The 26,629-nt window shown below is 59.7% G+C and carries 31 protein-coding genes and 1 pseudogene; 15 read left to right on the forward strand and 17 right to left on the reverse strand.

Going from position 1 to position 26,629, the window contains the following annotated elements; translation table 11 throughout:
• Window positions 1-23: 23 nt before the first annotated feature.
• The 4 genes from ACYBHZ_RS17495 to ACYBHZ_RS17510 all read left to right on the forward strand — a co-directional run bounded on the left by ACYBHZ_RS17495 (window position 24) and on the right by ACYBHZ_RS17510 (window position 3,267).
• Window positions 24-689 carry a Hint domain-containing protein gene (locus ACYBHZ_RS17495; RefSeq protein WP_460275589.1) on the forward strand — a complete coding sequence of 222 codons (666 nt, stop codon included), beginning with the start codon at window positions 24-26 and terminating at the stop codon, window positions 687-689.
• Between the two features lie 85 nt (window positions 690-774).
• The gene (locus ACYBHZ_RS17500) at window positions 775-1,671 is read left to right on the forward strand and encodes a methylated-DNA--[protein]-cysteine S-methyltransferase (RefSeq protein ID WP_460275590.1); all 897 of its coding nucleotides are present in this window, start codon (window positions 775-777) and stop codon (window positions 1,669-1,671) included.
• 76 nt (window positions 1,672-1,747) lie between these two features.
• Entirely contained in the window at window positions 1,748-2,392 is a 645-nt protein-coding gene (locus ACYBHZ_RS17505; RefSeq protein ID WP_460275591.1) for an OmpA family protein, read from the forward strand.
• 104 nt (window positions 2,393-2,496) lie between these two features.
• Window positions 2,497-3,267 (forward strand): FadR/GntR family transcriptional regulator, encoded by a 771-nt coding sequence (locus tag ACYBHZ_RS17510; protein ID WP_460275592.1) that lies wholly within the window; start codon window positions 2,497-2,499, stop codon window positions 3,265-3,267.
• A gap of 121 nt (window positions 3,268-3,388) precedes the next feature.
• Here the strand turns inward: ACYBHZ_RS17510 and ACYBHZ_RS17515 are convergent, their stop codons facing one another.
• The 5 genes from ACYBHZ_RS17515 to ACYBHZ_RS17535 form a co-directional block, all read right to left on the reverse strand.
• A complete protein-coding gene (locus ACYBHZ_RS17515; RefSeq protein ID WP_460275593.1) occupies window positions 3,389-3,961 on the reverse strand; it encodes a F0F1 ATP synthase subunit B in 573 nt (190 codons plus the stop codon).
• Between the two features lie 4 nt (window positions 3,962-3,965).
• Complete coding sequence (locus ACYBHZ_RS17520; protein ID WP_460275594.1) at window positions 3,966-4,502, reverse strand: F0F1 ATP synthase subunit B'; 537 nt, start codon at window positions 4,500-4,502, stop codon at window positions 3,966-3,968.
• Window positions 4,503-4,611: 109 nt separating this feature from the next.
• The gene (locus ACYBHZ_RS17525) at window positions 4,612-4,848 is read right to left on the reverse strand and encodes a F0F1 ATP synthase subunit C (RefSeq protein WP_460275595.1); all 237 of its coding nucleotides are present in this window, start codon (window positions 4,846-4,848) and stop codon (window positions 4,612-4,614) included.
• Between the two features lie 57 nt (window positions 4,849-4,905).
• Window positions 4,906-5,661: a F0F1 ATP synthase subunit A gene (locus ACYBHZ_RS17530; protein ID WP_460275596.1), complete on the reverse strand. Its 756-nt coding sequence runs from the start codon at window positions 5,659-5,661 to the stop codon at window positions 4,906-4,908.
• Between the two features lie 2 nt (window positions 5,662-5,663).
• Window positions 5,664-6,029: an AtpZ/AtpI family protein gene (locus ACYBHZ_RS17535; RefSeq protein ID WP_460275597.1), complete on the reverse strand. Its 366-nt coding sequence runs from the start codon at window positions 6,027-6,029 to the stop codon at window positions 5,664-5,666.
• Window positions 6,030-6,259: 230 nt separating this feature from the next.
• Here ACYBHZ_RS17535 and ACYBHZ_RS17540 point away from each other — a divergent pair, with 230 nt between their 5' ends.
• Window positions 6,260-6,640, forward strand: coding sequence for an ArsR/SmtB family transcription factor (locus ACYBHZ_RS17540; RefSeq protein WP_460275598.1), 381 nt, complete (start codon window positions 6,260-6,262; stop codon window positions 6,638-6,640).
• A gap of 272 nt (window positions 6,641-6,912) precedes the next feature.
• On the opposite strand, the gene ACYBHZ_RS17545 is transcribed toward ACYBHZ_RS17540, so the two are convergent.
• The 3 genes from ACYBHZ_RS17545 to ACYBHZ_RS17555 form a co-directional block, all read right to left on the reverse strand.
• Entirely contained in the window at window positions 6,913-7,764 is an 852-nt protein-coding gene (locus ACYBHZ_RS17545) for a DMT family transporter (protein WP_460275653.1), read from the reverse strand.
• A gap of 159 nt (window positions 7,765-7,923) precedes the next feature.
• Window positions 7,924-8,832: a LysR family transcriptional regulator gene (locus ACYBHZ_RS17550; RefSeq protein WP_460275599.1), complete on the reverse strand. Its 909-nt coding sequence runs from the start codon at window positions 8,830-8,832 to the stop codon at window positions 7,924-7,926.
• 67 nt (window positions 8,833-8,899) lie between these two features.
• On the reverse strand, window positions 8,900-9,718 hold the full coding sequence (locus ACYBHZ_RS17555) for a glycosyltransferase family protein (protein WP_460275600.1): 819 nt from the start codon (window positions 9,716-9,718) through the stop codon (window positions 8,900-8,902).
• Between the two features lie 303 nt (window positions 9,719-10,021).
• Here ACYBHZ_RS17555 and ffh point away from each other — a divergent pair, with 303 nt between their 5' ends.
• From ffh to trmD, 7 genes are all read left to right on the forward strand, one after another.
• Window positions 10,022-11,530: a signal recognition particle protein gene (gene ffh, locus ACYBHZ_RS17560; protein ID WP_460275601.1), complete on the forward strand. Its 1,509-nt coding sequence runs from the start codon at window positions 10,022-10,024 to the stop codon at window positions 11,528-11,530.
• Window positions 11,531-11,532: 2 nt separating this feature from the next.
• The gene (locus ACYBHZ_RS17565; protein WP_460275602.1) at window positions 11,533-12,075 is read left to right on the forward strand and encodes a GNAT family N-acetyltransferase; all 543 of its coding nucleotides are present in this window, start codon (window positions 11,533-11,535) and stop codon (window positions 12,073-12,075) included.
• Window positions 12,076-12,175: 100 nt separating this feature from the next.
• Window positions 12,176-12,475: a chorismate mutase gene (locus ACYBHZ_RS17570; RefSeq protein ID WP_460275603.1), complete on the forward strand. Its 300-nt coding sequence runs from the start codon at window positions 12,176-12,178 to the stop codon at window positions 12,473-12,475.
• Between the two features lie 49 nt (window positions 12,476-12,524).
• Window positions 12,525-12,902: a 30S ribosomal protein S16 gene (rpsP, locus tag ACYBHZ_RS17575; RefSeq protein WP_460275604.1), complete on the forward strand. Its 378-nt coding sequence runs from the start codon at window positions 12,525-12,527 to the stop codon at window positions 12,900-12,902.
• Window positions 12,903-13,101: 199 nt separating this feature from the next.
• A complete protein-coding gene (gene bluB, locus ACYBHZ_RS17580; RefSeq protein WP_460275605.1) occupies window positions 13,102-13,749 on the forward strand; it encodes a 5,6-dimethylbenzimidazole synthase in 648 nt (215 codons plus the stop codon).
• Window positions 13,750-13,779: 30 nt separating this feature from the next.
• Window positions 13,780-14,289 (forward strand): ribosome maturation factor RimM, encoded by a 510-nt coding sequence (gene rimM, locus ACYBHZ_RS17585; protein ID WP_460275606.1) that lies wholly within the window; start codon window positions 13,780-13,782, stop codon window positions 14,287-14,289.
• Window positions 14,286-15,122, forward strand: coding sequence for a tRNA (guanosine(37)-N1)-methyltransferase TrmD (gene trmD / locus ACYBHZ_RS17590; RefSeq protein ID WP_460275607.1), 837 nt, complete (start codon window positions 14,286-14,288; stop codon window positions 15,120-15,122). The genes rimM and trmD overlap by 4 nt, the downstream gene beginning before the upstream one ends.
• Window positions 15,123-15,125: 3 nt before the next feature.
• Here the strand turns inward: trmD and ACYBHZ_RS17595 are convergent, their stop codons facing one another.
• Both ACYBHZ_RS17595 and ACYBHZ_RS17600 read right to left on the reverse strand, forming a co-directional pair.
• Window positions 15,126-15,539 carry a hypothetical protein gene (locus ACYBHZ_RS17595; RefSeq protein ID WP_460275608.1) on the reverse strand — a complete coding sequence of 138 codons (414 nt, stop codon included), beginning with the start codon at window positions 15,537-15,539 and terminating at the stop codon, window positions 15,126-15,128.
• 92 nt (window positions 15,540-15,631) lie between these two features.
• On the reverse strand, window positions 15,632-16,033 hold the full coding sequence (locus ACYBHZ_RS17600; RefSeq protein WP_460275609.1) for a MarR family winged helix-turn-helix transcriptional regulator: 402 nt from the start codon (window positions 16,031-16,033) through the stop codon (window positions 15,632-15,634).
• Window positions 16,034-16,357: 324 nt separating this feature from the next.
• Between ACYBHZ_RS17600 and rplS the strand changes: the two genes are divergently transcribed.
• The 3 genes from rplS (at window position 16,358) to ACYBHZ_RS17615 (ending at window position 18,017) form a co-directional block, all read left to right on the forward strand.
• On the forward strand, window positions 16,358-16,732 hold the full coding sequence (gene rplS / locus ACYBHZ_RS17605; protein WP_460275610.1) for a 50S ribosomal protein L19: 375 nt from the start codon (window positions 16,358-16,360) through the stop codon (window positions 16,730-16,732).
• Window positions 16,733-16,743: 11 nt separating this feature from the next.
• On the forward strand, window positions 16,744-16,965 hold the full coding sequence (rpmE, locus tag ACYBHZ_RS17610; protein WP_460275611.1) for a 50S ribosomal protein L31: 222 nt from the start codon (window positions 16,744-16,746) through the stop codon (window positions 16,963-16,965).
• A 239-nt stretch (window positions 16,966-17,204) separates the two neighbouring features.
• Window positions 17,205-18,017 (forward strand): division plane positioning ATPase MipZ, encoded by an 813-nt coding sequence (locus ACYBHZ_RS17615; RefSeq protein ID WP_460275612.1) that lies wholly within the window; start codon window positions 17,205-17,207, stop codon window positions 18,015-18,017.
• A 118-nt stretch (window positions 18,018-18,135) separates the two neighbouring features.
• Here ACYBHZ_RS17615 and ACYBHZ_RS17620 read toward each other — a convergent pair whose 3' ends face one another.
• From ACYBHZ_RS17620 to ACYBHZ_RS17650, 7 genes and pseudogenes are all read right to left on the reverse strand, one after another.
• Window positions 18,136-18,408: a hypothetical protein gene (locus ACYBHZ_RS17620; protein ID WP_460275613.1), complete on the reverse strand. Its 273-nt coding sequence runs from the start codon at window positions 18,406-18,408 to the stop codon at window positions 18,136-18,138.
• A 113-nt stretch (window positions 18,409-18,521) separates the two neighbouring features.
• The gene (locus ACYBHZ_RS17625) at window positions 18,522-19,475 is read right to left on the reverse strand and encodes a glycosyl transferase family protein (protein ID WP_460275614.1); all 954 of its coding nucleotides are present in this window, start codon (window positions 19,473-19,475) and stop codon (window positions 18,522-18,524) included.
• Window positions 19,476-19,482: 7 nt separating this feature from the next.
• On the reverse strand, window positions 19,483-22,119 hold the full coding sequence (locus ACYBHZ_RS17630; RefSeq protein WP_460275615.1) for a molybdopterin-dependent oxidoreductase: 2,637 nt from the start codon (window positions 22,117-22,119) through the stop codon (window positions 19,483-19,485).
• A pseudogene (locus ACYBHZ_RS17635) lies at window positions 22,119-23,357 on the reverse strand (NAD(P)/FAD-dependent oxidoreductase); the annotation flags it as partial. The pseudogene ACYBHZ_RS17635 and the gene ACYBHZ_RS17630, both read right to left, overlap by 1 nt.
• A complete protein-coding gene (locus ACYBHZ_RS17640; RefSeq protein ID WP_460275616.1) occupies window positions 23,357-23,776 on the reverse strand; it encodes a globin family protein in 420 nt (139 codons plus the stop codon). The pseudogene ACYBHZ_RS17635 and the gene ACYBHZ_RS17640, both read right to left, overlap by 1 nt.
• A gap of 4 nt (window positions 23,777-23,780) precedes the next feature.
• On the reverse strand, window positions 23,781-25,469 hold the full coding sequence (locus tag ACYBHZ_RS17645) for an ABC transporter ATP-binding protein (protein WP_460275617.1): 1,689 nt from the start codon (window positions 25,467-25,469) through the stop codon (window positions 23,781-23,783).
• Between the two features lie 5 nt (window positions 25,470-25,474).
• The gene (locus tag ACYBHZ_RS17650; protein ID WP_460275618.1) at window positions 25,475-26,569 is read right to left on the reverse strand and encodes an ABC transporter permease; all 1,095 of its coding nucleotides are present in this window, start codon (window positions 26,567-26,569) and stop codon (window positions 25,475-25,477) included.
• Window positions 26,570-26,629 lie beyond the last annotated feature (60 nt).

Here is a 26,629-nt window from a genome sequence, read left to right on the forward strand (position 1 = left end):
AATAAGACAATCGGGGAAAGCGAATGGATGACGTGACGGACAAGATGTCAGGCCTCACGGGGAAACAGCCCCCCACCCCGCGCCTGTCCGGTGTCGGCCCCGGCGTGATGATAGAGACCAGCGAAGGACCGCAGCCCGCGGAATGGCTCCGTCCCGGCGATCTGGTTTTGACGCGCGATCATGGTTATTGCCCGTTGCTCTGGGTCGGACGAAGCGCGGTTCTATCGCCGCGCCTCTCCTCCCACGCCACCGCCCCGCCCGTTCAAATCGTGGCGGGGACTTTGGGAGACGGCCTCCCGAGGCGCGATCTTGTGCTGTCGCCCGCTCATCATGTGCTTTTGCGCTCCCCGCAGGTGGAATTGCATTTCGGGACGGAGGAGGTTCTCGCCCCCGTCAGAGACATCGCGACGGAGGCGGAGAGCATGACAACCCCGCCCATCCACACCTATTGCCACCTGCTGCTGGCCCGTCACGAGTTGCTTTTGGCAGAGGGGGTCTGGCTCGAAAGTCTGTTTCCGGATGAGACCGCGCTTGCGCAGCTTGGTCCAGAGGCGCGAGAAGAGATCGCCGCCCGCCTCGGACATGTCACACTGACGACCCAGAAAACCGCCCGTATGGTCCTGCTTACCGGAGAAGCCACTGTCCTGTCCCCCCGCTCCGCCGTCGCCACCCGGCGTATCGCGGCCTGAGTTTGCACAAGTTTCGGGTCGGCACAGGGGCAAGGCCGCGCTACTCTGGGGCATCTCGTGAGAGAGCCCTTTTGGAGCAGCACCTTTGGAGTCGCCCGTGTCCGCCGAAATCCCGTCCCTTGAAGACCGCTATCACTACAAGGTCATTCGCCGCGCCATCGACCTGATCGACGGCGCCGCACTGCCGCTCTCGCTCGATGCGCTGGCCGCTGAGCTGGGGATGAATCCACATCATTTGCAGAAGCTCTTCACACAATGGGCCGGCGTCTCGCCGAAACGGTTTCAGCAATATCTGACCCTCGGCCACGCCAAGGAGTTGATCCACACACAGCACAACATGCTCGACACCGCCGATGCCACAGGCCTGTCCGGCACCGGGCGACTGCATGACCTGTTCCTGCGGTGGGAGGCGATGACCCCCGGCGAGTTTGCCCGCAAAGGCGCGGGGCTGACGATTTCCTACGGTTGGTTCGCGACACCCTTCGGCGACGCGCTGGCCATGGCAACGGATCGCGGCCTTTGCGCTATGGCGTTCACCTCGGAAACCTCCTCTGAGGAGGCCTTCGCCGATCTCTCCTCTCGTTGGCCCGCCGCTGATTTTGTCGAAGCGCCGGATCGGGTCGCCCCCTATATCGAAGCGGCCATCGGTGGCGGTGACATGTCCTTGCATCTGATCGGCGCACCGTTCCAGATCAAGGTCTGGGAAGCCCTGCTTTCCATCCCATCGGGTCAGGTCACCACCTATTCCGACATCGCTCGCGCCATCGGCTCACCGAATGCCGTTCGCGCGGTCGGCACTGCGGTCGGGCGCAATCCGGTGAGCTGGCTCATCCCCTGTCACAGAGTACTGCGCAAAACCGGCGCGTTGGGCGGTTACCATTGGGGCCTGCCGGTCAAACGCGCGCTTTTGGCCTATGAAAGCGCACAGGCGGAGGCGCGCGCACCGCAAACGCCTGAGCGAAAACCCGCCACAATTTCGTGAGCGGAGAAAATCTGCCGTGTCAGAGTCCAAATAGCAGGATAAAACCAGCGCAAAGAGCAGTTTTCAGGAGGATCAAATGAAATCCCCGCTTTACATCGCTATCCCTATGGTTGCCGCAATGGGCCTGACCGCCTGTATGGACACCTACGACTCTAATTCCAAAGCCACCCAAGGGGCCGTCGTTGGCGCGACCCTTGGCGGGATCGCCGCTTTGGCCGCGTCCGACAATGACAAGCTTGCCAAAACCGCCGTTGGCGCAGTGATCGGCGGGGCCATCGGTGGGGCCATCGGTCAACAACTCGACAAGCAAGCCGCCGATCTTCAACAAGACCTCGGCAATGATGACGTGAAAATCGTCAACACCGGCTCGCAGCTGATCGTGACCATGCCGCAAGACATCCTGTTCGCCACCGACAGCGCCGTTGTGGTGCCGTCCCTGCAGGACGACCTGCGCGCGCTGGCCTATAACCTTCAGGATTATCCGGACACCACGGTGCAGATCATCGGTCACACCGACAACACCGGCTCCGCGACCTACAACCAAGAGCTTTCGACCCGTCGGGCCTCCGCCGTTGCCACTATCGTGCGCGCCAATGGCGTCGCCTCTGGTCGCATTCAGGCCTATGGCCGTGGCGAAGACGCCCCGATTGCAACCAACCTGACCCCGGAAGGCCGGGCGCAGAACCGCCGCGTCGAGATCGTCATCACGCCGATCACCTGATCTTCGCGGACAGTCTCAAACAAAGGCCGGGTCTCCCCCGGCCTTTTTTCATGGTCCCCTCCAATCGGCGGTCATATAATCTGACCAATTCCAAGGAGGCCCCCATGCCGTTTCAGAAAATCAACGCAGAGAAACTCAGCGCCACGGTCGTGCGTCAGATCGAGCTCTTGATCCTGCGCGGCATCCTGCGTCCCGGTGAGCGCCTCCCCTCTGAGCGCGATCTTGCGGAACGTCTCGGCGTCTCCCGCCCGTCCCTGCGCGAAGCCATTGGGGAACTGTCCAACAAAGGTCTGTTAGAGAGCCGTGCAAGCGCCGGTGTGTTCGTCGCTGACGTGCTCGGCTCCGCCTTCTCTCCCGCGCTTGTCTCGCTTTTTGCCAGCCATGACGAGGCTGTGTTCGACTACGTTTCTTTCCGCCGTGATATGGAAGGGCTGGCGGCCGAGCGGGCGGCAAAAATGGCGTCTGATACCGACCTGAAGGTCATCGACACGATTTTCGAGAAGATGGTCGCCGCCCATCCCAAGCGCAATCCGTCGGAAGAGGCTCGGCTCGATGCGGAGTTTCACCTCGCCATCATCGAGGCCTCTCATAACGTCATCATGCTGCACATGATGCGCTCGATGTTCGACCTGCTGCGCGAGGGTGTGTTCTACAATCGCTCCGTGATGTTTAAACAACGGACCAACCGCGCGCAGCTTCTCGATCAACACCGGGCGATCAACGAGGCTTTGCAGGCGCGTGAGCCAGAGGCCGCCCGCGCCGCCGTGACCCGGCATCTCGATTATGTCGAAGAGGCGCTGCAAGATCAGCAGAAGTTTGAACAGAACGAGGAAATCGCCCGCCTGCGCTACGCCCATGAGCAGGAGCGCACGTGACGCGGAGACCGTTCTCTTCATTGCAGAGAGAGAATACTCACCCCACATGCCCAAAGAAAAAGCCCCGCCAATTTGGCGGGACTTTTCAATTCGGGGCCGATCAGTCCGGTCAGGAGACTGATTAGTGCAACTTGGCAGCCACTTCGTCGATCGACGCATCGATCAGGGAGTTGGCTTCGGTTGCCGACATCTTCTTGGAGATGACATCGGAGGCAGCAGCAACGGCAACGGAAATCGCGGTGTCACGCACTTCGCGGACAGCTGCGGCTTCGGCGGCTTCGATCTGCTCTTGCGCGGCAGCGAGACGACGGGCGATGGAGGATTTCAGAGCCTCTTTCGCTTTCTCGGCAGCCACTTCGGCGTCTTTTTTCGCTTGGGCGACGATGGCGTCGGCCTGTTCCTGAACTTCGCGCTGTTTGCGCTCGTAGGAGGCGAGGATCGACTGGGCCTCTTCACGCAGGGCGCGGGCTTCGTCGAGTTCTTTCTTGATGCCTTCGGCGCGCTGGTCGAGCATCCCGCCGATCAGGCCGGGGACTTTCTTCCAAACGAGGATGCCGATGAACACCAGAAAGCCCAGAAGGACGATCAGATTGGTGTTCGACAGCGTCCAGAAATCACCGGAGAACGGGTTCGCGGAGGCAGCCAGCGCCGGGCTGGCGGCGGTGAGGGCGAGAAGGAGAGAAAGTTTTTTCATGTCCTTAGCCTTTCAACCGAGCCGTTACAGCCGCGGTCACGGAGCGGGCATCGGCGGAGGTGCCGAGTGCTGCCACGAGTTCCTTGGCGGTGTCTTTGGCGACTTCTTTCACGCTTTCCATCGCACCTTCGTGGATTTCAGCAATCGCTTTCGCCGACTCGGCGGCTTTGGCGGAGATCTCCGCGTCAGCCTTAGCCGTGGCGGCATCGAGCTCTGCCTGAATGGCGGCCCGGGTTTCGCCGGCGATCTGTTGCGCCTGCGCTTTGGCTTCGGCCAGCGCGGCGTCATAGGCGGCTTCGGCCTCTTTCGCCTTGAGCTTAAGCTCTTCGGCGGCTGCAATGTCGTTCATGATCGTGCCGGAGCGCTCAGCGAGCACCGCAGAGATGCGCGGCAGAGCGATCTTGGACAGCACGAAATAGATCACGACAAGCGCGACCAGAAGCCAGAAAATCTGGTTGGGGAATGTTGCGAAGTCAAGCTGCGGCATGCCCGCTTCTGCGGCGCCGTGAGCGGCTTCTGCCCCATGCGTCTGAGTTGCCATCTTATTCTCCTGAAACTGACCTGTTCTTCCGTTGCCGGAAGAGACCCCTGTATTACGCGAGGGTGGGTCTTAAATCAGACCCACCCTGCCGTAAGGATAGAGCGTCGGATCAGACGGCGAACATCAGCAGCAGAGCGACGAGGAACGAGAAGATCCCCAGAGCTTCTGCAAAGGCCATGCCGATGAACAGGGTCGCGGTTTGCGACGCAGCAGCAGACGGGTTGCGCAGGGCGCCAGCGAGGAAGTTGCCGGCCACGTGACCAACACCGATAGCGGCCACACCGGAACCGATGCCTGCGAGACCTGCACCGACGAATTTGCCGAGTTCTGCGATATTGCCTTCCATTGTTGTATCTCCTTACGTTGGAATGGGCTTGAAAGAGGGTTCAGACCTGTCCGGACCTTAGTGGGACGGATGCAATGCGTCTTTCAGATAGACGCAGGTCAGAATGGTGAACACGTAGGCCTGGATGAAGGCCACCAGAATTTCGAGGCCGTACATCGCGGTCACAGCGAGGATCGAGATCGGCGAGATGGCAGCGATCGCGGCGAAGCCAGCGAACACTTTCATCACCGCGTGACCGGCCATCATGTTGCCTGCAAGACGAACAGAGTGGCTAACGGGGCGCACGAAGTAGGAAATAAGTTCGATGATCGCCAGCATCGGGCGCATCACCATCGGCGCGGAGCTGACCCAGAAGAGGCCAAGGAATTTCGCACCGTTTTTCACGAAACCGAGGATCGTGACGAAGAGGAACACCATCAGAGCCAGCACGCCGGTGACGGCGATGTGCGAGGTGGTGGTGAAGGACAGCGGCAGAAGGCCGAGAAGGTTCGAGAACACGATGAACATGAACAGCGTCATCACGTAGGGGAAGTACTTCACAGCGTCTTTGCCGGTCACGTCTTCGATCATCTTGTAAACGAAGCCGTAGGTCATTTCAGCGATGGACTGCCCTTTGGAAGGAACGATCGCGCGACCACGGGAGCCAACGACCAGAAGCAGGATCACACCCACAACCGCAATCGCCATCCACAGCGTTACGTTGGTGATCGTGTACCAGTGCACCGGCCCGTCGCCAAACAGCGGCGTGACCTTGAACTGGTCCATCGGGTGGAAAACCAGGCTGCTTTCGGAACCATGCGCTTCAGTCGCCACGTTCAATCCCTCTCATCACGTGCGGGCGTCCCCGCGTTGTCGTCACTGGTCTTACCCGTCTGGGCTTCGACCTGTTCTTTCTGGATCTCTTGGGCCGTCCGCATCATCGTCTTGACGCCAGCCGCGAGACCTAATCCTACAAACAGCACGATAAAGATCGGGGTGGTCCCTAACAGGTGATCCAGCCCCCATCCCATGCCGAAACCGATCATCAGACCGGCCACAAGTTCGATCACCATCCGCCAGGCAATGTTCGCCTGAGAAAAGTGCTCTTCACCGCGAGACGTCTTCGGCATTTGTGCCTGTTTCATCTTCTCGAGCCGTTCCTCCAGAGCGCTCAGGCGCTCGGGGTCATGCGGTTCGGTCATGATGGACAGTCCCCTCGGTTACTTGCGGGCAAGCTATGCGGCGGGCGGCTTAGAGTCAACGCAGAATGACCGCCTCACAAAACACCCTATCTACTTGTTTTTTATATACATTATTAAATTTGAGACCGTCCTCGTCAGGACCAACCCGAAGCGTTAGCGCAAAATGCTCTCATTTTCGTTATTCAACCAAATGGTTGACCAAACACGCGCGCGGACATATCGCCAAACTCATGACAGACAAAACGGTACATGATCTCGACCTCATCTTCGCGGCTCTGGGCGACAGGACCCGGCGCGCGATCCTGTCGATGCTGCTCGAAGATGACATGGCCGTCACCGATGTCGCCGAGCCGTTCGAGATGTCCCTCGCCGCGATTTCCAAACATCTGACAATCCTCACCCGCGCCGGCCTCATCGCGCAGGAGAAACGCGGCCGGGTGAAATGGTGCAAGCTCGAACCCGATGCCATGCGGGCGGCCTCCGTCTGGATGCAGGGGTTCGGGCAATTCGACGAGATCGACCTTGACGGTCTGGAGCGGTTTCTCGAACGTGAACTGATCGAGACAGATACAGAGCCGCAAGCCCCGTCACATGTACCTCAAAGTGAGTGAAGCCCGCCTCCGCGACATCCTTTCGTGCCCCCCAGCGCTCTGACTACGGCGCTGTCCTATTGGATCAGTGACCATCTCGGCTTCGAGTCCCCATGATGGCCCTCCGTCTCGGCCATCCTCACGTCACAAGAGAAACAGCGGAAACCGAGTGCGCCACGCTGAACCGCTCGGGTGCGACGGGCGCTGTACTCCACCTGCTTGTGGACACGTTCTATCGCAAGATCTACCCTATTGCGCCGGAACGGGAGTGAGCGCACGTTCCGGAACCGGCCTCAGGCCTCGTGTTTCAAAAGCAGGTACAGGGCCAGAATGGTCAGGCCAATGCCACCGAACACCAGCGCCGGAGGCGTCCCGTGGCCTAGCGCGATCTCCCAGATGATCACCCAAGACGGCACGAGGTATGTATACGCCATAACCTTGGCTGCGGCGAGCCGCACGGAGGCATAGGCCAGAAGCGTCGCGGTCGAAGTTGTGGCGAACACTGTGATATAGCCCAGCGCGATCCAGACAATCGCAGGCAGATGGGCCCAATCGGTCGCCAGCACGTCCCGCCAGCCGAACAGAAGAATGACGAGAGAGGCGGCGGAAAGCACGAAGAAGGTAAAGACCAAGGTGCGCTCACCGCGATGCAAACGCGGCACCAGCGGGGTATAGAGCGCGTGAGCAACGACGCCGATGAAATAGAGCGCCTCACCCTTGCCGACGTGAAACGCCAATGCGGCCTGAATATCCGCCCGAAAAATCACCCAAAGCGCCCCGACCGCCCCAATGGCCAATGCCAATGCGATGCGCGGCGTGGTGATCTGGCGCATGATCAGATAGCCAAAGCCCGCTGCCAGCAGCGGTGTCAGGGTGAACACGGCGGAAGCGGAGACCGGTTCGGCGGTCTTCAGCCCGACAAACATCATCACGAAGTATAGAGCAAAAATCCCGCCGAGGATCAGATAGCGCCAAGGCTGGCGCGTGGCTTCGCGCGGGATGCCGCCAGTGACCATGGCCATGATGCCGACGAAAATCGCCGCCGCGACAAAGCGCACACCGTTGATCGCCAGAGGCGTGATCTCATTGGCCGCCATAGACCCGAGCGAAAACGAGCCCGCCACGAGACAAGAAAAGGTAAGCATCGCGAGATGGCCGTTTCTGCGGTCGGCGGTGGTCGCATTATGAGGCACGGGAATACTCTTTTGAAAATCACTGCAATTCGCTCCCCTTACCCCCCACAGCAAACAAGGTCCATTGCCCTCATCCGCACAGGGCAACGGCATTTTCGCGGATTTTACAGCTTACGTAAGGTCAGAACAGGGCCATTCCTTGGCCCGCGCCTTAAGGAACGTGAGGAAGGCCTGAACCTTCGGCGTGCGGTGCAAATCGACGTGGGTGACGATCCAGTTCTGGCTGTCCCATTGCGGGTCAGGCGGCAGGATTTCAACGAGGTTCTCCTGCGAGCGCGCCATCCATGTCGGCAAAAAGCCGGCCCCGGCCCCGGCCTGAACCGCTTCGATCATAACCTCCATCTCGGAGGCCCGGAACACAACCTGATCAGAAGACACATTTTCAGTGATCCAAGCCATGAAGGGCGCACGGGAATTCGGATCGTCGAGCGCCACGAAACGCAGGGACTTGGCCATATCCACGCCCTCACCCTGATCTTTCGGAAGGCCATGACGGTCGATATAGCTTTTGTGCACATAAAGCGCATAGGCCTGACGATGGAACGGCTGCACCACATTGTCCGGTTCCTGCGGCGGACGCCCCGCCCGGATCGCCACATGCGCTTCACCATATTCGAGACGGAACAACCGCTCGCCGGTCAGATAGCGGACGTTGAGGCCAGGGTGTTCCTGTTGGAATTCGGCCAGCACTGGCACCAGCAAAGCGCCCATCCCCGGCAGAGAGGTCACGACCAGCTCGCCCGCCACCTCTTCGCCACGACCTTTGATGCGCGAGACGAGCTGCGAGAGTTGGTCGTCAGTGGTCTGCGCGACCTTCAAAAGGTCCACGCCCGCCTCGGTCGGCGTATAGCCCCGGGCATGGCGTTGGAAAAGTTTCACGCCCAGCCGCGCTTCGAGGCTGTCGATGTGACGGATCACCGTGGCGTGGTGCACCCCAAGCGCCTGTGCCGCGCCGGACACGGTGCCCATTTTAGCCACCTGAAACGCGGTGCGGAACTCATCCCAGTTTTCAACGGACATCTCGGACCCCATGTGCGGATAAAAACAGTTCACCGCGATCATTGTGGGGTCTGTTCGAAATTACAAGCTATTTTGCCGTGATCGGGTTTCTTAATTCAGCCCAACCCTGCGCGGCCTCCGGCAGCTCGCCTTTCCATTCATCACAAAGCGCTTCCCGCTCTGCTTTGAGCAAGGCTTCCAGTGTCGCAATCCGCGCACCGCGTCCGCGCATGTGATCCTGAAACCGGTGCGAATGCAGGATGGTCGGCACCGCGTCCAAAGGCTCCCAGGCATCGAGCAGGGTCACTCGGCGCAGATTGAACTCCGGCGGCAAGACATAATAGCGCAGATCGCTTTCCCAAAGCAGATCCTTGAGGATGATCTGATCGCGCTCAATCGCCTCATCCGCAAAGAATCTCTCAGCCCAGTCCGCCAAGAAGGCCTGCATCGCCTCCGAACGGCGATAGAGGAAGACGCCGGAATTGTGCTGCGGGAACGCGTAGGGGGTTGCATGATCGCGCCCCTGCCGGATCAAACTCCAGTCGCGGCGCACGTCATGGCTCAACGCACATTCAAACCGGTCGAGAATATCGAACAGATCACCCAAGGGCGCGAGGAACAGAGTGTCGCTGTCCACATAAAGCGTGCGGGCGAACCGGCTTTGGGGCATCGCGCGCAGCTTTTCACGCGGATGCATGTCGTAGACCGCGCTTACCCGATCGAACAACCCCGTCGGAAGGTTCTCTGGCAAATCGGTCACCAGATCGATTGCAATGCCGGGCTCATGCTCGCGCAGGCTCCGCGCCGACTGGATCGCCAGATCGACATAGTCCGCGCCGCCCGCAACATAGAGAACACCGCACTCCGGCACCTCCGGCTCAAATTCTTCGCGCTTTGCGTTCTGCATGATCTCTCCCCGGCATTGACGCGGCTGGCGCGCTCCTTGCGAGGAGTCTAGAGTAATTCGGTCCCCCGTCCACTCTGCTCTCGATGCGCGCACTTGACTCATCATACGCACGCGCGTAGAGAGCGGATCAAATTTCCGGAAAGCTTTGGCCTTCCGGTCCTCAGGCTATATGCCAGGATCGCCCTCCGTCAGCGCGTTGCGCCCACGGAGGTAGTTTCGCATTGGCCTTTCATATTCACCGCTTCATCCCCAGATGAAGCAGATCGCAACACGGCCAAACGTCATACAGACAGGAGTAAGCCCATGTTTGAAAATCTGTCCGAACGCCTCTCCGGCGTCTTCGACAAGCTCACCAAACAAGGTGCCCTGTCCGAAGACGACGTGAAAACCGCGCTCCGCGAAGTCCGTGTCGCCCTGCTTGAGGCCGACGTCTCCCTTCCGGTCGCCCGCGATTTCGTCAAGGCCGTATCTGAGAAAGCCACCGGTCAGGCGGTCACCAAATCCGTGACCCCCGGCCAGCAGGTCGTCAAGATCGTTCACGACGAACTGGTTCACGTCCTTGCTGGCGATGAGGCCGAAATTGGCACGCTCAAGGTCGACAACGCCCCTGCCCCGATCCTTATGGTCGGTCTGCAAGGCGGTGGTAAAACCACGACCACCGCGAAGCTCGCCAAACGCCTGAAAGAAAAACAGGGCAAACGCGTCCTGATGGCCTCGCTCGACATCTACCGTCCGGCAGCTATGGACCAGCTCAAGGTCTTGGGCGAACAGATCGGCGTCGATACGCTGCCGATCGTGCCGGGTCAGTCCGCCGCCGACATCGCCAAACGCGCCAAGCAACAGGCGATGATGGGCGGCTATGACGTCTACATGCTCGACACCGCCGGTCGCCTGTCCATCGATGACACGCTGATGGCTGAGGTCGAGGAAGTCAAAGCGATCACCACCCCGCGCGAGACGCTGCTCGTGGTCGACGGCCTCACCGGTCAGGACGCTGTACACACCGCCGAGAACTTCGACGGACGCATTGGCATCTCCGGCGTCGTCTTGACCCGTATGGACGGTGACGGTCGCGGTGGTGCGGCGCTCTCCATGCGCGCGGTCACGAGCAAGCCGATCAAATTCGTCGGTCTCGGCGAAAAGATGGACGCGCTCGAAGAGTTCCACCCGGAACGCGTTGCGGGCCGTATCCTCGGCATGGGCGACATCGTTGCCCTCGTCGAGAAGGCACAGGAAACCATCGAGGCCGAACAGGCCCAGCGGATGATCAAGCGCTTTTCCAAAGGTCAGTTCAACATGAACGACCTGAAAATGCAGCTTGAGCAGATGCAGAAGATGGGCGGCATGGAAAGCATCATGGGCATGATGCCCGGCATGGGCAAAATGGCCAAACAGGTGCAGGACGCCGGTTTCGACGACAGCATTCTGAAACGTCAGATCGCCCTCGTGAACTCCATGACCAAGAAAGAGCGCGCCAACCCCGCACTCCTTCAGGCCTCCCGCAAGAAACGCATCGCGGCGGGTGCTGGCATGGAAGTGGCCGAATTGAACAAGCTTCTGAAAATGCACCGTCAGATGGCGGACATGATGAAGAAGATGGGCAAAATGGGCAAAGGCGGCATGCTGAAACAGGCTGTGAAAGGCATGTTCGGCAAAGGCGGCGCACAGGGTCTCGAAGACATGGATCCGACGAAAATGGCCGACGCCGCAAAAGCGCTCAAAGGGCTGGGCGGTATGCCCGGCGGGCTTCCGGGCCTTGGCGGCGGCATGGGCCTTCCCTCCAACCTCTCGGGTCTCGGGAAGAAGAAATAACCATGACCCTCGCCCCCACCATAGAAACCCAGCGCCTTCGGTTGCGCGGACATGTAGAAAGCGACTTCGGTCCTTTCGCCGACATGTTTGCGTCCGAGCGTTCGCGCTTCATGCATGGCCCGCTGTCGCGGCGTCAGGCGTGGTTCGCTTTCTGTGGGGACATCGCACAATGGCAGTTGTTCGGTCATGGCGCATGGGGCGTTGAGCGCTTGGACGACGGCGCTTTCGTTGGTCAGGTCGCTTTGAACAAACCGCCGCATTTCCCGGAGCTGGAGCTCGGCTGGTTTGTCATGGACGGGTTCGAAGGCAAGGGCTACGCGATGGAAGCCGCGACGGCCGCCCGCGATTACGCCTATGTCGAAATGGGGCAGGATACGCTGGTGTCTTACATCGACGCTGCGAACACGCGTTCGATTGCCTTGGCCGAGCGCATGGGCGCGGAACTGGATGAAACGGCGACGACGCCGGACGACGAGGCCTGTCTCGTCTATCGTCACCCCACCCCCGAAGCGCTGCAAGACGGCGGGATGGAGGCCTACGCATGAGCCTTTCGATCCGCGCCCTCTTGGCCGACATGTGCCCGACAAAAGTCCGACATAAGTCCGACACTTTGCCGACAGTCATTTTTGCAGGGAGTTTTGGCCAATGAACGAGACACAGAAACGTGCTGCCGAGATCCTCAAGGAGCATCGCGAAAGCATCGACCGGCTTGACGCGATCCTCGTCTACACGCTGGGCGAGCGCTTCAAACACACACAGGCCGTGGGCAAGCTCAAGGCCGAGAACGATCTTCCGCCGTCCGACCCGGCGCGCGAAGAGAAACAGATTGCCCGGCTTGAAGACCTCGCACAACGCGCGGACCTCGATCCGGAATTCGCAAAGGCCTTCCTGAAGTTCATCATTCAGGAAGTCATACACCACCACGTAAAACACCAAGATTGCTGAGATTTCGATAGGAAATTCAGCTCAATAGCTAGACTTAGGAGAAACAACCATGGCTATGAAAATTCGTCTCGCCCGCGGCGGTTCCAAAAAACGCCCGTTCTACCGCATCGTTGCGACCGACTCCCGCATGCCGCGCGACGGTCGCTTCATCGAGAAGCTCGGCACCTACAACCCGCTTCTGCCGAAAGACAGCGAAGACCGCGTGAAAATGGACATCGACGGCATCAAAGCATGGCTCGAAAAAGGCGCTCAGCCGACCGACCGCGTTGCTCGCATGCTCGAAGCTGCTGGCGTCCTTGAGAAAAAAGAGCGCAGCAACCCGAAAAAAGCCGTTCCGGGCAAAAAAGCCCAAGACCGCGCTGAAGAAAAAGCTGCGAAAGCTGCTGAAGCCGCCGCTGCCACTGAAGAAGCTGCGGCTGAAGAGTAATCGCATCAGGCTCAGGCCTATTTGCGATTAATCGCCTTTTGGGCGCGGGCATTTTGCCTGCGCCCTTTTTCCGTCGCTCTTGATCTGTGAGCAGAAAACAAAGGCTTTCCTTGTCTCTGTGATTTGCGCACAATCAAAGTTGACCCCACCCTCACCCGTTATGGTGCTTTCATCTCTGAGCCAATACAGGGGAAAAGACATGACTAAACCTGCTGTTATCGGGCAGTTCTCTGCAGCATTTCGGAACGATTTCGCCGAGCTTTTACGCTGGCGCCGGGATGTGCGCAGCTTCCGCACCGACCCGATCGATGAAGCGGCGCTGACCCGCTGCCTCGACGCATTCACCCTCGCCCCGTCCGTGAGCCTGTCGCAACCGTGGCGCATCGTGGCGCTGAAAAGCGAGCCCGCACGCATGGCGATCCTTGAGAACTTCAAGGCCTTCAACGCAGACGCCCTGTCCGGCAAGGAAGGCGACGCGGCTCAGAGTTTTGCGGCCCAAAAACTCAAGGGGCTGGAAGACGCTCCGGTGCAATATGCCGTATTCAGCGACAACTCCGCGACCGAGGGCCATCCGCTCGATCTGTCCGCCATTCCGCAAGTGCTTGAATATTCGGTGGCGGCGGCGATCATGCAATTCTGGCTCGCCCTGCGCGCCGAGGGCATCGGTCTGGGTTGGGTCTCCCGCCTGGATCAGGCAAAACTACGCGCCGATCTCAACATCTCAGAAAGCTGGACCCTTGTCGGCTATCTCTGTGTCGGCTATCCGACACAAGACAGCCCGCAGCCGGAACTACAGGTTCAGGGCCTTGAAAAGCGTGCTGCTTGTCCCGAGGTTCTGGAACTGTAAGCTGGCTCCAATACAGACAGCGAGCAAAGCATGAGTGACACGCGGATCATCGTCGGAGCCATCGCAGGCGCCTTTGGCGTCCATGGTGAAGTTAGGGTCAAGAGCTTCTGTTCCGACCCGGAAGCCATCGGGGACTATTCCCCGCTGACGTCTGAGGACGGCCAGACGGACTATGTCCTGACCCTGACCCGCGTAACCAAGAACGGTTTCGTCGGAGAGATCGAAGGCGTTGAGACCAAGGAAGAGGCGGACGCTCTGAAAGGCGTCACGCTTTTCGCCACACGCGATCAACTGCCCTCCCTCCCCGATGACGAGTTCTACCACGCCGATCTGATCGGATTGACGGTGCTCGACACGGGCGGCACGGAGCTTGGCAAAGTGCGCAACGTACTCAACCACGGCGCAGGCGACTTGCTGGAGGTGCAAGGGCCGGGATCTCCCGAACCTGTGCTTTTGCCATTCACGCTCAAGAACGTACCGACCGTTGATCTCACCTCAGGCCGGATCATCGCCGATCCGCCGGAAGGCCTTTTCGAATGACTGACATGCCGGAAGACAAGACCAAGCCCGCGAAATCTCACGGCCGTCTCGCCGTGCGCCCGACGCTCAGGCCCTCGGAGCTGATGACCAACACCCCCGACCTCGTCGGCGTTTGGAAGGCCAAGATCATCACCCTTTTCCCCGAAGCCTTCCCCGGTGTTCTGGGCGAAAGCCTGACCGGAAAAGCGCTCAAGGACGGCAGGTGGCAGATGGAAACGGTGCCTCTGCGCGAATTTGGCGAGGGCAAGCACAAGAATGTCGATGACACCCCCGCAGGTGGCGGTGCTGGCATGGTGATCCGTCCGGACGTGATGGGCAATGCGATCGACAGCGCGATGAACGGGATACCTCCGAACCGCGAGAAATGGCCGCTGGTCTATCTGAGCCCGCGGGGCAAACGCTTTGATCAGGCGACCGCGAAACGCTGGTCGGAAGCCCAAGGGATCACGATGATCTGTGGGCGGTTCGAAGGCGTGGATGATCGGGTCTTGTTCCATTACGGGATCGAGGAAGTCTCCCTCGGGGATTTCGTCATGACCGGCGGCGAGATCGCGGCGCAAGCGATGATCGACGCCACGGTTCGGCTGTTGCCCGGTGTCTTGGGCAATGCCGACAGCGTCGAAGAAGAAAGCCACTCGAACGGTCTTTTGGAACATCCGCAATTCACCCGCCCCGCCGAATGGCGCGGCATGGCGATCCCGGAAGTTCTGATGTCCGGCCACCACGGCAAGATCGCCGAGTGGCGTCAGAAGATGGCCGAAAAGATCACGCGGGATCGTCGTCCGGATATGTGGGAGGCCTATCAAAAGGCCTCCGCGCCCGATAACACCTGACGGTCACTCCGGCTTGACGGTCCCTGCTTTTTTCGCCGCTTCTGCCGCCATCCATTCCTGTTTCTTGACCATCGCCAAAAGCGCCGGATAGGTCACCGCGTTCACAATGATCACACCCAGTTTGGTCAGGAGCGCAAAGACGAGTGCGTCGGAGAACCACGCAAGGGCTGTCCCCGCGATGCCGATCTGGCTGGCGAACTCCGCGAAGACGGGAAAGAGCCAATCGCCCGTGACACCATGCAGCGCAAGGCCAATCCAGAAGCCGCAGCAATAGGGGCAGCGCCATTGCTCGTAGAGCGTTTGCAAAGGTTTGGGCAGCGTTTTGACGATTTTCATGAACCACGTTCCCCAATGTGGGAGGTGCTCGTAAAACAACAGGTGGAGGGCGATGCCCAAAAGCAGGTTTTGATAGGTCATGCGGTTTTCCTTTGTACCATTGATTCGTTAGCCTAACTATCTTTATGTCTTCCAGAATTTTAAGCTTTGTGGAGCCACCAAATCAAAGCGGATCAGATCAGGACTTTGAGATCGTCCTTCATGAGCGCCGCGACACGGTCGTAGACCGCGTTGCCCTGTGCGAGCATGGCGTGTCCGTCTTGCGTCAAAATAATGTGCTGCGCGCGCGCATCCATGAAACACACGCGTCGCGTCACCAACCCGCGCTTTTCAAGCTTTGTCATCATGGCGCTTGCGGAGGCTTTGCTCACTCCAAGGGCCTCGACGACATCCTGCAAATGCTGGCCGTGATGGTCGCCGTTCTGGTCCGCAAACCGCTGAAGGGCCTCTTGCTCATAGACGGCGCTGAGGTAATCGTGCTCGCTTTGCGTCAGGCCGATGTCCTTTTGCGCCAACATCCATTCGCGCGAGATCATACGTTGGGCTTTCCTCAAGAGATGCGCGGTTTCGGACATGTGATTCCCTGCAAGACAACCTACATAGTTAGACAGGCGAACTATACCCCTCTTACTCCCATGATGACAAGCCAAAAGACTTGCCATCCTACGCGCATCGACCTATACACCAGCCGTCTGGCACCGGGATTCGGCGCACAGACCTTTTTGCTATGGACCGGATGGCTTCTTCTTCGTCCACATCAGCCCAGGCAAATTGATCAAAGCAAAGACGACCTGAACCCTCCGGCGGGCATCATCCAGATGGACCCGATCGAAGACGCGGAGCTCTGAGGCAGTTGAAACCTTCGTGGACAAAACCACGAGCAAATTGGAGAACAAGCGATGGATCTTATCGCCCAGCTTGAAGCCGAGCAAATCGAAGCTCTCGGCAAAACCATCCCGGATTTCAAGGCCGGTGACACCATCCGCGTCGGTTACAAAGTGACCGAAGGCACGCGCACCCGTGTGCAGAACTACGAAGGTGTCTGCATCTCCCGTAAGAACGGCAAAGGCATTGCCGGATCCTTCACGGTTCGCAAAATTTCCTTCGGTGAAGGCGTTGAGCGTGTGTTCCCGCTCTACTCCACCAACATCGAAAGCATTGAGGTTGTGCGTCGCGGTCGTGTGCGTCGTTCCAAACTCTACTACCTGCGTTCGCGTCGCGGCAAATCCGCTCGTATCGCAGAAGTCACCAACTACAAGCCGCTCGAAGCCTGAGGATTGTCACGATGAAACAAGATATCCATCCCGATTACCACTTCATCGACGTCAAAATGACCGATGGCACCATCGTGAAAATGCGCTCCACCTGGGGTGCCGAGGGCGAAACGCTCGCACTCGACATCGACCCGACCGTGCACCCGGCCTGGACCGGCGGCAACTCCCGCCTGCTCGACGCCGGTGGCCGTGTGTCCAAGTTCAAAAACAAATACGCTGGCCTCGGCTTCTAAGCCCCGCCAAAAGCGATTGTTTGGAAAAGGTCCGCAGAAATGCGGGCCTTTTTCTTTGGACAAACGCCGATCTGCCCCCTCCCCGCAGCCTTCGAAATGCAAGACAACCACAGATCGAAATCGATTGCGTGCCGCGGCAAGAAACGCTCTTGCAGCGGACACGAAAACCCCTGCATACAGAGGCAAAGGGATCACGACTGCAGTACAAAAACTGCGGCGAATAACGGGAATTTTGGAACGTGGCGCATATTATCATCGTCGGCAACGAGAAGGGCGGAGCAGGGAAATCGACAGTTTCCATGCATGTGGCCACGGCTTTGGCTCGGATGGGTCACAGCGTTGGTGCGCTTGACCTCGATCTTCGTCAGAAAACCTTTGCCCGCTATCTGGAAAACCGTCTGAGCTATTGCCTGCGCGAAGGCATTGAGCTTCCGACGCCCGAATATCGCGACCTGCCGCAGGTGGACGCCTCCGATCTCGCGGAAGGTGAAAACATCTATGACCGCCGTCTTTCGATGGCCGTCACCGGGCTTGAGGAAAGCTGCGACTTCATTCTGATCGACTGCCCCGGCTCGCACACGCGCCTGTCTCAGGTTGCGCATACGCTGGCGGACACCCTGATCACTCCAATGAACGACAGCTTCATCGACTTCGATCTTCTCGCCCGTGTCGATCCGGACACGAACAAGATCCTCGGCCCGTCGGTCTACTCCGAAATGGTTTGGAACGCCCGACAGCTCCGCGCTCAGGCTGGGCTCAAGCCGATTGATTGGGTGGTCCTGCGGAACCGTCTCGGCGCGCAGGCGATGCACAACAAGAAAAAGATCGGCGATGCGCTCTCCGAACTGTCCAAACGTATCGGCTTTCGCGTCGCTCCCGGTTTTTCGGAGCGGGTTATTTTCCGTGAATTGTTCCCGCGCGGGCTGACACTGCTCGATCTCAAGGACGTCGGTGTCAAATCGGCGATGAACATATCCAATGTGGCCGCCCGTCAGGAACTTCGCGACCTGATGAAAGAGCTGGATCTGCCGGACGTCGAACTCGATTTCTGATCGGCGCAGCTGACAACACGCGTCCAGGCCGGCTCTCATGTAGCACGACATGCGAAAGGCCCGCCTGCTGTCTCACGAATGAGCAGCGGGCGGGCCTTAACAATTCATAGATTGTACATCAGCCGATATTGTCGAGGCGACGCATAAAAGCATCGCCTTTCTGACGGGTGGCAACATGGCGCTCGCCTGGAATGGAGCGCGGCATAGGGTCTACCATGCCCGCTTTGCGCGGCGGTTGATGCTCCAGCCCCTGAAGCTTTTGCCAGACCATCGCCGCAACCGAAAAGATGATCAATCCAAGTCCTACGGCCATAAAGATCAGCGTGTCACCCGCGTCCAAACCAGAGAGCCATTGGTTGAGAAACTGTTTGCCCTGCGTTGCGATGTCCATTTCAGGAGCTCCATAAACCTGTTGTTACCCGGTAATATTCCGGTCAATAACGGCGGAATTCTGACCAAGTCATGGAAAGACGGGTGGGATTTCAAGGAGATCGCGGGACGCGTCTAGCCTCGTCGCGCTTGCCACAACGCCGAAGCGCGATCTTCGGGGTCTTTGGCCCCCAATGTATCGAGTGCCAAGGCGGTGGTTGCTTTGACGATGGCCTCCGCGAAAGGATCGCTGAGTGCCCCGTCCCAAAGCGCAGACAGTCGCGACAGGTCTGTTTCACCATCGTTGAGGCGGCGTGCGTCTGTCTCGACGGGCGGCACCAATGCCTCCCAGCTTTCCCCGTCCCGCAACCCAAAGACCTGAATATCTTTCGACGGATTGCGTTCGAACTCACCGCCGCCGCCTTTGATCACGGACATGGATTTGAGCGCCAAGAGCTTGGAGGCATCCGCCTGCAACTCGCGGTAGGGCGGATGGAACACGCCTTGAACCGAGGCCCCTGCCCCGCCCGGATTGAGCATCCGCGCGACGGTGTTGAGACAGGAGCGCAGACCGAACACGGCGCGCAACTGCAGAAGATGCAAAAGCTCAGGCGAAAAGTTTTCAAGCGGCAGATAGGCGATGCCATCGCGGTCCAGCACATCACGGGCAGCCTCCGGCGAGGCGCAGGAGGTGATCCCGGCATAGGGCATCCCTTCGCGCACCAGATGACCGCTTTCGCCAAGCCCGTTCCACCCGTGCATCAGAACCGTATACCCGGCCTGCGCCACGAGACGCGCCGACAAAAGAAACCACGGCAGGCCACGGGTGCGGCCCGCCGCATAAGACGGCCAATCCAGATCAGGCGTCGGCACGGTCACCAGCGTATCGCGCAGCGCCCGCGTGAACCCTGCAATCTCTTCGGGAACCTCGCCCTTCATCCGCATCAGCATCAGCATCGCGCCGACACTCTCCGGCGCAGCCTCACCGCGCAGCACACGCGACATGGCGTCTTGGGCTTCGTCAAAGGTCAGAGACCGGGATCGGCCCGGACCACGCCCCAGAATCCGGACGTATTCGGCAATGCTCATAAGGTGTTCACTCAGCGGCTTCCTGGGCCTGGACACGTTCGATCAGCGCTTTGATTTCCGGGCGACAGGAGCCACAATTCGTGCCCGCCTGCAACGCCTCGCCAATCGCCTCGACCGTCATCAGCCCGCGTGTTTCAATCGCGGTCAGAATAGTGTTCACACCGACATTGAAGCAAGAGCAGAGCACCGGCCCCGGATCAGGTTGATCGGTGGGCGACTTGCCGGACAGCACCATCGGCGCCTCTTGGCCCGGCAGATGCGTGAGATAATCGCGCATCACCACGACAGGTTCGCGTGAGATGAACAGCGCGGCGACCAAGGCTCCGTCCTGATGGAAAGCGATCCGCGCCGTGCCTTTGGCGGGGTCAAACATCGTCTGGGCCTCGGAATTTGGCAGATCAAACAGGCGTCGCGCTTCTTCGAGCCAGTCTTCCGGCACGTCCAGCCCCGCCATTTCCATCCGGTAGCCCGCATAGGTCTTGGCTTGTGCCCAGTAGTCCGAATTGGCTTTCACCGGCACCTGCGAGATCGCAAACCCGTACCATGCCGCGTTCAGTGGCGCGATTTTAGCGACCGACGCCTTGCTCTCCGGTTGGCCGGAAATCGGGTCTGTCACGGGCGCGACCAAAGCGTCGATGCGCGCAGCGGGGGCGTTTTCCCCGGTCCAGTGCATCGGGACAAAAATGTCGCCGCGCGCGATCCGGTCCGTGATCATAGCGCGCAAAATGGCTGTGCCGTGCGGAGTCGTCACCTCGACCAGCGAGGTCGGCCCGATCCCTTTTTCGGCGGCGTCATCGGGGTGGATTTCAACGAAAGGTTCGCCCAGATGTGCATTGAGACGCGGCGCACGGGCGGTGCGGGTCATGGTGTGCCACTGATCACGTACTCGGCCCGTGTTGAGACGGAACGGATAGCGCGGCTCAAGCTTGGCCGCTGGCGGTTTCCAAGACACAGGAAGCATCCGGCCCTTGCCATCCGGGGTGAAGAACTGCCCGTCCGCAAAGAAACGACCGCCCTGTTTGCCGTCAGACACTGGCCAACGGGTCGGTTCCAACGCGTCATATTCGGCATCCGTCAGGTCACGAAGGCCCGAAATGTCGAAATCCTTGCCAAAGCCCCCGGCAATGCCGGACAGCGCAGCGTATTCACGGAAAATCTCGGCAGGGGTTTCATAATCGAACGCCTGAGCAAACCCCATGCGCCGCCCGACCTCGGCCAGTTGCCACCAATCCGGGCGCGCCTCTCCGGGGGCCGGCAGAACCGCGCGCTGGCGCGAGATGATCCGGTCGGAATTGGTCACGGTGCCGCTTTTCTCGCCCCATGCAGTCGCAGGCAAAAGCACATCGGCCAAACGCGCCGTATCCGTCGCCTCGGTGATGTCGGAGACCACGACGAAATCGCAGCCTGCAATCGCCCCGCGCACCTTATCGGCATCCGGCATGGAAACGGCGGGGTTGGTGTGGAGAATCCAAAGCGCCTTGATCTTGCCCTCGCCCACGGCGCGGAAAAGATCGACGGCCTTGAGCCCTGCCTGTTCCGGCATCACCGGCGCAGACCAGAAGTCGCCCACGGCCTTGCGGTGATCCATATTCTCAATGTCGAGGTGACAGGCGAGCATATTGGCGAGACCACCCACTTCGCGCCCGCCCATGGCATTGGGCTGGCCGGTGACGGAGAACGGCCCAAGCCCCGGACGCCCGATACGGCCCGTCGCGAGATGGCAGTTGGTGATCGAATTGACCTTGTCTGTGCCGGAGGACGACTGGTTCACCCCCTGCGAGAAGATCGTCACGACTTTCTCAGTCGAGCACCACAGATCGTAGAACTCGGCGAGCATTTCATCGGAAAGGCCGGTGACAGAGAGATCGTCGGTCTCGGCGGCGGTGATCGCCTCCTCAAGACCTGAGACATTTGCGGTAAAGCTCTGATCGATCAGACCCCGTTTGGCGATCTCGGCCAGAAGCCCGTTGAACAGTGCTACGTCAGACCCGGCTTTGAGCGGCAAATGCAGATCGGCAAGATCGCAAGACGCGGTGCGGCGCGGGTCGATGACGATGAGCTTTTGCTCCGAGCGCTTCTTGCGGTTGGCGAGAATGCGTTGATAGAGCACCGGGTGACACCAGGCGAGGTTCGACCCGGTGAGCACGATCAAATCGGCCTCATCGAGATCTTCGTAAGTGCCCGGCACGGTGTCGGTGCCAAACGCGCGCTTGTGGCCCGCAACGGTAGAAGCCATGCAAAGCCGGGAATTGGTGTCGATATTCGCCGAGCCGATGAAGCCTTTCATCAGCTTGTTGGCGACGTAATAATCCTCGGTTAGAAGTTGGCCGGAGACATAAAAGGCGACGCTATCCGGGCCATGCTGGGCAATCGCGTCGGAAAACTTGCGGGCCACGAGATCAAGCGCCGTGTCCCAATCGGTGTCTTGGCCGTCCACGCGCGGCGCCAAGAGGCGCCCGTCGAGAGAAACGGTCTCCCCCAAAGCGGTGCCTTTCGAGCAAAGCCGACCGAAGTTTGCCGGGTGAGCCTTGTCGCCTTTGACCTCCAGACCGCCCTCGGAAGCGGCCTCAAGAAGCACGCCGCAGCCAACCCCGCAATAGGGGCAGGTCGAGCGGATCGCACAGGTGGATTTCGGCGCGTTCATGCCATGACCTCCAGGACAGGCGCATCCGGCGCGTTCTGGAACGCCGGACCGAAAATCAGACTGTCCCGCATAAGGGAGACGTTTTCACCGTCGCGGATCAGGTTAAAAAACCAAGCCGCGTCATTGGTATCGCCATACATCACCGCCCCGATGAGGCGGTCGTCCTCGATCACCAAACGCTTGTACACTGAAGCCGTCGGGTCGGAATAAGTGATGCAATCACGGCCCTCGCCATCGTGGAAATCCCCGGCGGAGAACAGATCACAGCCCGTCACCTTGAGCTTGGTGGAGACATCTTTGTTGATGAATACCTCAGACGCACCGCGCAGGGTCTGCGCCAAGACTTTGGCCTGATCGAACAGCGGGGCGACAAGGCCGAACAGCGCGCCGTCATGTTCCACACATTCGCCAAGCGCGAAGATATTCGGGTCAGAAGTGGTCAGGTGATCATCGACACAAACGCCCTTGTTGACCTCAAGCCCGCAGCTTTGCGCCACCCCGGTGGAAGGCCGAATACCGACAGCCATGACCAGCAGATCGCAATAGAGCATCCGCCCGTCATCAAGCAGGAGCGCACGGACACGGCCCTCGGCATTCGCGATGATCTCTTTCGAATTGGCACCGCAGATCACTTCGATCCCGCGCGCTTCGAGCGCCTGACGCAACAAGGTCGCGGCGGGGCCGTCGAGCTGGCGATCCATCAAATGTTCGTTGAGATGGACGACGGTGACATGGGTGCCCCGCGCCGCCATCCCAGCTGCCGCCTCAAGCCCCAAAAGCCCGCCACCGATGACAACCGCACGCCCGTTCGGCTTGTCACCCAGACGGATCATTTCCTCGGTGTCTTCGAGATCGCGGTAGGCGATCACACCGGACAGGTTGTGGCCCGGCAGCGGAATGATGAACGGGCTCGACCCGGTGGCGATGACCAGTTTGTCATAGCGCACTTCGCCATTCTCGCCGATCACAACTTTGCGGTCCCGGTCGATATGCTGCACCCATTCGCCGAAGCGCGTGGAGATGCCATGACGGGCGTACCACGCATCGTCATGGGTGACGATCTCGTCATAGCTCAACTCCCCGGACAGAACCGGAGAGAGCATGAGCCGGTTGTAAGTGCCGCGCGGTTCTCCGTTGAAGACGGTGATCGCGAAAGCGTCCGGTGCCTCCGCGACCAAGTGGTCCAGAAGCCGTCCCGTCGCCATACCGGCCCCGATGATGACGAGTCGTTCGGCCATCAGGCGTCCCCTTCTCCGTAAGCGGCAGAAATCATCACGCCGGAAAGCGTGCCATAGGCCGAGACCCAAGCCGCTTTTACGTCTGGCGTGAACTCCGGCCCGAGCCCCTGTTCGAGCGCACGCAACAGAGAGGCACCAACCGCATCGTAATGCGCCGGTTCGACACCATAATCGACATGTTTGCGGGCCAGCGCTTCGGCGACGGGCACGATCTTTTCGAACTCATTCAGCCCGTTCACGACGACGCCAAGCGTCGCCATAAGCTTCATGCCCTGCTCGCCCATGTTGCCTTTGAAGAGCGGACGCACTTCGGGGGCGGTTGCAAAAAGGTCGGCGTAAAACAGTTCGCCGGCAGTTTCCGAGATCGGTTTCACTTTCGCGAAACTGGTCTGAACGAGGGAGATCGTGTTCGTGTCCATGTCTTTACTCCGCCGCGATGGCTTTCGGCTCAGGCTTTTTTTTCGGTTTGGCCCCGTGTTCGTATTCCTCGAGGAAGTCGAGCACGTCTTGACGGTATTTGTAGTAATCCGGGTGCTCCAAGAGCGCCTTGCGCGAGCGCGGGCGCGGGAGATCGACCTCGGTGATCTTGCCGATGGTCGCCTGCGGCCCGTTGGTCATCATCACCACGCGGTCGGCCAGAAGGATGGCTTCATCGACGTCGTGCGTGACACAGATCGCGGTCACTTTGGTCCGCTCCCAAACCTCCATGAGCACTTCCTGAAGCTCCCATCGTGTGAGGCTGTCGAGCATCCCGAAGGGTTCATCGAGGAGCAGAAGTTTCGGAGAGAGGGCAAAGGCGCGGGCAATGCCCACACGTTGCTTCATTCCGTTGGACATCGCCGACGCGGGCTTGTCCATAGAGTCAGCGAGACCGACCCTCTCAAGATAATATTCAATGACGTCCTGGCGCTCGGGCTGCGATGCGCCGGGGTAAACCTTGTCGACACCAATGGCCACGTTCTCCTTTGCAGTCAGCCACGGAAACAGGTTCGGTGACTGGAACACCACAGCGCGCTCGGGATCGGCGCCGCGCACTTCAAAGCCGTCAAGCTTGATCGCACCTTTCGAGATATCGTTGAGACCTGCGGCCATGGTGAGAACCGTGGACTTGCCGCAGCCCGAATGCCCGATCAGCGAAATGAACTCGCCCCGGTTCAGTTTGAGGTTGAAGTCCTCGACAACCGTGAGCGGGCCTTTCGGGGTCGGATAGACCTTGTGCAGCCCCTCGAAGGTCAGGAATTTCTGCTCGATAAGTCCTTCTTGGGCCTTCTCAATCGCCGCCGGAACTTTTGAATTGTGAATGGCGGTCACGTTGGGCAGCTGCTTGATGCCCTCGGCTTTGGCTTCGATCCCGACATCCATCAGGTAGTTGGTGACCTGCGCACGCAGGGCGTGGAAGGTTTCGTCATGGTTCATCTCGGAGCGATCACGCGGGCGCGGGATGCTCACTTTGAACTCATCGCCCAGCGTCCCGTCCGGGTTCAGCGCAATGATCCGGTCGGCCAAAAGGATCGCTTCGTCCACATCGTTGGTGATGAGCACGCAGGTCTTCTTGTCCGCTTCCCAGATATGTTCGATCTCGTCGGCCAGATTGGCACGCGTCAGCGCGTCGAGCGCGGAGAGCGGTTCGTCCAGCAACAGAACCTCCGGGTTCATCGCCAAGGCACGAGCCACGTTCACCCGTTGACGCATCCCGCCGGACAGCTCCGCCGGACGGCGCGTCGTGGCGTGGCCGAGACCGACCATCTTGACGTAATGCGCGACTTTCTCGTCCTTCTCCACGTTCGAAAGATCGGGAAAGAGCGTATCGACAGCGACCCGAACATTACCGTTCACCGTCAGCCACGGCATCAGAGAGTAGTTCTGAAAGATCACCCCGCGCTCCGGTCCCGGACCGGTGACGGGCTGACCTTTGAAGCTCACAGCGCCAGAGGTCGGCGTTTCAAGCCCGGCCATCAGATTGATCAGCGTGGTTTTCCCGGTGCCGGAGAAACCGAGGAGCACGAGGAATTCGCCCTCCTCCACATCGAGGTTGATGTTCTTGAGCACGTCGGTGCGGTGCAAGCCCTCACCGAAGCTCTTGGAGACATTGTCAAACGTCAGGATACCCATTTCGATCACCGATTGTTGGAGAAGGTGAAGAGGGATTGCAGAGCGTACATCACGCGGTCCAGCAGGAAGCCGATGATCCCGATGGTGAGCACGGCGACGATGATTTTCGCGAGCGACTGACTGGAGCCGTTCTGGAATTCATCCCAGACGAATTTGCCGAGACCGGGGTTCTGCGCCAGCATTTCAGCGGCGATCAGCACCATCCAGCCCACACCGAGGGATAGACGCAGACCGGTGAAGATCAGCGGCAGGGCGGAGGGCAGCACCAGCTTGGTGATCTTCTGCCATGTGCCCATTTTCAGCACTTTGGAGACGGAGACGAGGTCTTTGTCGATGGAGGCCACACCGAGAGAGGTGTTGATCAGGGTCGGCCAGAGCGAACAGAGCGTCACGGTGATCGCCGACACGAGAAAGGATTTGGCGAACAACCCGTCGTTCGTCGTGTAGAGCGCGGAAACCACCATGGTCACGATCGGCAGCCACGCCAGCGGCGAAACCGGTTTGAAGATTTGCACCAGCGGGTTGATCGCCGCATTGGCGTAGGGCGACAGACCGGCGAGGATTCCGAGCGGGATGGCAATCGCGGAGCCGATCAGGAAGCCGAAGAACACGGTTTTGATCGAGGTCCAGATTTGCTCATAATAAGACGGCGAACCGGTGTAAGGAATGTCCTTCACCTTTTCGGGCTGACCGGCGGCAATGTATTTCGCGTTGCGCGCTTCGACACGCTCTTCGAACTTGGCTTTTTTCTCGGCCTTGGCGATGGCGTCGTGATGCAGGTTCACGGCCTCTTCCCAGACCGCAGACGGCCCGGGGATCGCGCCCAGAGAGGTCTGTACCTTCGGCGCGAGCGTTCCCCAGAGCATCAGGAAACCGACGATGGCCAGAACCGGAACGCCCAGGAGCTTCCAGATTTCTTTCGCCTGCGCTTTCGGGTTGTCTCCGGCGAGCGCTTTGAGAACGGGGGTCATCCAGGACAGGCCCAGAACCTGAAACCAGGTGTCGGCCTTGTTGATCCGGGTGAAAAGTTTGGCGCGACGATCCTCGCGGGCCTTACGGGCGGCCTCGGCGTCGAGCGCTTGGGGGTCGATGGCAGTCATTGCGGGATCCTCGCATCAGAGAGGTTGGTTTGAAAAGAAAGGGCTCTGAGGCCCTCAGAA

Source organism: Celeribacter sp. ULVN23_4, from assembly GCF_054788345.1.

Bases quoted from the DNA above. Each gene is read 5' to 3' on its own strand.
- ACYBHZ_RS17545 (WP_460275653.1), bottom strand. From the start codon at position 7,764: ATGCTTACCTTTTCTTGTCTCGTGGCGGGCTCGTTTTCGCTCGGGTCT.
- ACYBHZ_RS17640 (WP_460275616.1), bottom strand. From the start codon at position 23,776: ATGGACACGAACACGATCTCCCTCGTTCAGACCAGTTTCGCGAAAGTG.
- ACYBHZ_RS17620 (WP_460275613.1), bottom strand. From the start codon at position 18,408: ATGGACATCGCAACGCAGGGCAAACAGTTTCTCAACCAATGGCTCTCT.
- trmD (WP_460275607.1), top strand. From the start codon at position 14,286: ATGACTGACATGCCGGAAGACAAGACCAAGCCCGCGAAATCTCACGGC.
- rpsP (WP_460275604.1), top strand. From the start codon at position 12,525: ATGGCTATGAAAATTCGTCTCGCCCGCGGCGGTTCCAAAAAACGCCCG.
- ACYBHZ_RS17555 (WP_460275600.1), bottom strand. From the start codon at position 9,718: ATGCAGAACGCAAAGCGCGAAGAATTTGAGCCGGAGGTGCCGGAGTGC.
- ACYBHZ_RS17495 (WP_460275589.1), top strand. From the start codon at position 24: ATGGATGACGTGACGGACAAGATGTCAGGCCTCACGGGGAAACAGCCC.
- rimM (WP_460275606.1), top strand. From the start codon at position 13,780: ATGAGTGACACGCGGATCATCGTCGGAGCCATCGCAGGCGCCTTTGGC.
- ACYBHZ_RS17565 (WP_460275602.1), top strand. From the start codon at position 11,533: ATGACCCTCGCCCCCACCATAGAAACCCAGCGCCTTCGGTTGCGCGGA.
- ACYBHZ_RS17645 (WP_460275617.1), bottom strand. From the start codon at position 25,469: ATGGGTATCCTGACGTTTGACAATGTCTCCAAGAGCTTCGGTGAGGGC.
- ACYBHZ_RS17540 (WP_460275598.1), top strand. From the start codon at position 6,260: ATGACAGACAAAACGGTACATGATCTCGACCTCATCTTCGCGGCTCTG.
- ACYBHZ_RS17550 (WP_460275599.1), bottom strand. From the start codon at position 8,832: ATGTCCGTTGAAAACTGGGATGAGTTCCGCACCGCGTTTCAGGTGGCT.
- ACYBHZ_RS17510 (WP_460275592.1), top strand. From the start codon at position 2,497: ATGCCGTTTCAGAAAATCAACGCAGAGAAACTCAGCGCCACGGTCGTG.
- ACYBHZ_RS17595 (WP_460275608.1), bottom strand. From the start codon at position 15,539: ATGACCTATCAAAACCTGCTTTTGGGCATCGCCCTCCACCTGTTGTTT.
- ACYBHZ_RS17650 (WP_460275618.1), bottom strand. From the start codon at position 26,569: ATGACTGCCATCGACCCCCAAGCGCTCGACGCCGAGGCCGCCCGTAAG.
- bluB (WP_460275605.1), top strand. From the start codon at position 13,102: ATGACTAAACCTGCTGTTATCGGGCAGTTCTCTGCAGCATTTCGGAAC.
- rpmE (WP_460275611.1), top strand. From the start codon at position 16,744: ATGAAACAAGATATCCATCCCGATTACCACTTCATCGACGTCAAAATG.
- ffh (WP_460275601.1), top strand. From the start codon at position 10,022: ATGTTTGAAAATCTGTCCGAACGCCTCTCCGGCGTCTTCGACAAGCTC.
- ACYBHZ_RS17600 (WP_460275609.1), bottom strand. From the start codon at position 16,033: ATGTCCGAAACCGCGCATCTCTTGAGGAAAGCCCAACGTATGATCTCG.
- ACYBHZ_RS17570 (WP_460275603.1), top strand. From the start codon at position 12,176: ATGAACGAGACACAGAAACGTGCTGCCGAGATCCTCAAGGAGCATCGC.
- ACYBHZ_RS17630 (WP_460275615.1), bottom strand. From the start codon at position 22,119: ATGAACGCGCCGAAATCCACCTGTGCGATCCGCTCGACCTGCCCCTAT.
- ACYBHZ_RS17625 (WP_460275614.1), bottom strand. From the start codon at position 19,475: ATGAGCATTGCCGAATACGTCCGGATTCTGGGGCGTGGTCCGGGCCGA.
- ACYBHZ_RS17515 (WP_460275593.1), bottom strand. From the start codon at position 3,961: ATGAAAAAACTTTCTCTCCTTCTCGCCCTCACCGCCGCCAGCCCGGCG.
- ACYBHZ_RS17505 (WP_460275591.1), top strand. From the start codon at position 1,748: ATGAAATCCCCGCTTTACATCGCTATCCCTATGGTTGCCGCAATGGGC.
- rplS (WP_460275610.1), top strand. From the start codon at position 16,358: ATGGATCTTATCGCCCAGCTTGAAGCCGAGCAAATCGAAGCTCTCGGC.
- ACYBHZ_RS17535 (WP_460275597.1), bottom strand. From the start codon at position 6,029: ATGACCGAACCGCATGACCCCGAGCGCCTGAGCGCTCTGGAGGAACGG.
- ACYBHZ_RS17520 (WP_460275594.1), bottom strand. From the start codon at position 4,502: ATGGCAACTCAGACGCATGGGGCAGAAGCCGCTCACGGCGCCGCAGAA.
- ACYBHZ_RS17525 (WP_460275595.1), bottom strand. From the start codon at position 4,848: ATGGAAGGCAATATCGCAGAACTCGGCAAATTCGTCGGTGCAGGTCTC.